This is a genomic window from Gammaproteobacteria bacterium, assembly GCA_003696665.1.
Taxonomy (GTDB): domain Bacteria; phylum Pseudomonadota; class Gammaproteobacteria; order Enterobacterales.
In genome coordinates this window covers 1-2,583 of the sequence record RFGJ01000650.1, presented here as the reverse complement: position 1 = coordinate 2,583, position 2,583 = coordinate 1, and the positions used below count along the sequence as shown (strand labels likewise).

The 2,583-nt window shown below is 50.9% G+C and carries 3 protein-coding genes; 1 reads left to right on the top strand and 2 read right to left on the bottom strand.

The genetic code is table 11. The annotated features are described in order from the left end of the window. Both D6694_15575 and D6694_15570 read right to left on the bottom strand, forming a co-directional pair. On the bottom strand, window positions 1-637 hold a 637-nt coding region (locus tag D6694_15575; protein RMH33534.1), incomplete at its 3' end, for a hypothetical protein. After that, a complete protein-coding gene (locus D6694_15570; protein RMH33533.1) occupies window positions 628-1,143 on the bottom strand; it encodes an AraC family transcriptional regulator in 516 nt (171 codons plus the stop codon). The genes D6694_15575 and D6694_15570, both read right to left, overlap by 10 nt. Before the next feature lie 192 nt (window positions 1,144-1,335). Here D6694_15570 and D6694_15565 point away from each other — a divergent pair. Beyond that, window positions 1,336-2,583, top strand: a 1,248-nt coding sequence (locus D6694_15565; GenBank protein RMH33532.1) for a bifunctional glutamine synthetase adenylyltransferase/deadenyltransferase, incomplete at its 3' end; no start/stop codon positions are given.

Genomic DNA, 2,583 nt, shown 5'->3' with positions numbered 1-2,583 from the left:
GTTCATCCGGTGACTCGGAAGACAACAGTGGTTGTAGCACTGTCATGGCTTCCGTCAGTTTATTTTGGCGCAGCAAGCTGACGGCTTGATTGTATTGGCCAAGGGCAAGCCATGTTGGATTGACACTAATTTGGGCGAAGGCTTCGGCAGCTTCCTGGTAGCGGCCTTGGGAAAAATCAATCTGGCCTTTGAGCTGATGCCATTCTGTCGCGAGTGAAGGCGGCAATCTGCTGACGTCGATTTGCGCCAGTAGCTGACGGGCTTCGTTCAGTTGACCTTGCGAGAAGTATTGCTTCACCATCAGCAGTTGTAGCCTTCGGTAACCTTCGGTGTTGTGTTGATTTGTCTTCAGCTTGGCCAATGCTCGGGCGCTCGCTTCGGGCAAGCCGAGCTCGGCATACAGTGCAGCTTCTGCAGCAATGACTTCGTCCATAAGCGAACTCGGCCAGAGGCCTTGCGCATCACGAGCTAAAATGCGCGTCAGGGCTTTAAGTGGTCGATTTTGAAAGAGATCATAGAGTGCGGCACGCCATTCCGGTGGTTCGTTGTGAGCGGCTGGGGCAGGCCATGCCACATGCCAACTCGCCATGGCGAGCAGCCAGACACAGATAAGGGAGCGGTGTACATTTACTGCCATGTGATGATTTCAAATTTAGGTTGTTGCTGGCTTGGGTCGTCTTGAATTTTTATCTCAAACGCCTTGGCTTCTGTGCCTTTTTCGAAATCGATCGTCACTGCGCGTTTAAAGTCACGTCCTTTGGGTCCCTTTCCGGTGAACACCGCAGTCAGGTTATGTTTTCCGGCGGCCAGATCGGTGACAAATAGAGGCTGGATGGCGCCGCGTTGGAGTGCCTGCAACTCGTGCTGTGTGTATAAATGTGCATGCACTGGTTTTCCGTCTAGTTTAATTTTCACGGCGTCGAGGTGAAACAGTGCACCGTGATCTAACGATAAATAAATTGCGGCGCGCGTGGATGCTGGATGCAACAAATCTTCCTCAAGCAGGAACAATTCCTTGTTGAGCTCGACAATTTGGTTCCGAAGCTTTTCGGCGTCTTCGGCCAGCTCCGGCCCATCATTCGTTTGTGCCACGGTCGAACCGACCAGGATAATCGTGAACAAAAACAGCAGGCGCACGCGCATATTTAAAACCAAAATGGCTAAGTGGATATGAGAACTGTATAGGATAGCGTTTCATTCCTCAATGAAGTTATGACTGAGTGCACATTTTTGTACAAAAAACGTTATTTGCCGGAGACTATACGTCAAGGTTCGGCATCCGCGGTTAATCCGCGTTAACATAAGCACGCAGACAGTATTGATGGATGGCCAACGGTGACAACTTTCTCAGAGCTTGAACGCATTGCCCGAGAGCGGATCGGTCGGAATGACTTGGCAGATCCCTGTGTGTTGAGTGACTTCGTTTTTCAGCAGACGCAACGTCATCCCCACTATCTGGTGCCTCCCTCTTCATTGTCACAAGTGATGAGTGGTTGGGCAGATCTCACGCACCGGGAGGCCTTGATGGAGAAGTTGCGTTGTGATCGCAATTGGCGCATGGTGCACTGGATCCGCAGGCAAATGCACAGTCGGGCGGAAACCTTTGCCATTGCTTCTGAGTTGTCTGAATATGCGCGCGAATTAATCTTGTGGTTGCTTGACTGGATTGAAGGCCATCTGTCGGAATCATTCGGACGGCCTATGCATCCTGATGGTCGTCCGGCACCGTTGGTTGTGTTGATGATGGGCAAACTTGGGGGGGCGGAACTCAATCTCTCATCTGATATTGATTTGATTTTCAGCTACCCGGACGACGTTCAGTTAAGTGGTGGCAAGAGAACCATAGATGTTAGTACTTACTACACACGAGTTGCCCAACACCTTGTGCAGATGCTCAGTGAGTTGACGCCAGAAGGTTTCGTTTTTCGTGTGGATACGAGGCTGCGTCCTTTCGGTCAGTCAGGGCCGTTGGTATGCTCGTTCGATGCGATGGAGCAATACTATCAACAGCACGCACGGGGCTGGGAACGTTTTGCTTTGCTGCGCATGGCAGCTTTGAGCGCCAATGCACAGGATGCGGAACAGTTACAGTCGATGTTGATGAAGTTCGTCTATCGGCGCTACATCGATTTCTCTGTGCTAGAGACCCCACGGGACATTAAACGTCGAATAGAGGCTGAGCAAAGGCAGCGCCATTTAGCAGACGACATTAAATTGGGCGTCGGAGGCATACGGGAGCTTGAGTTTATCGTCCAGTCAATGCAACTGATCCATGGTGGCAAACACAATGCCGTGCGCGAACGCAACACAATCGCCGCTTTGAGCGCGCTTGCTTCGACGGGATTGATGCCCGAGGCGCAATCGAGACAGCTGCAAAAAAATTATGAATATTTACGCTTTATAGAACACTCCCTGCAGGGTTTTACTGATCAGCAAACCCATCAATTACCGAAAGATCCGCTCAATCAGCAACGGCTGTGTATGCTGACAGGCGCCGATAATTGGCCAGAGTTTCTTGCCCGGTTATCCCCTGTTCGACAGCGGGTTCACGAACAGTTTAAGCAAATATTTAGTACGGAGGAC

Coding starts and splice junctions, on each gene's coding strand:
- D6694_15570 (RMH33533.1), bottom strand. CDS start 1,143: ATGCGCGTGCGCCTGCTGTTTTTGTTCACGATTATCCTGGTCGGTTCG.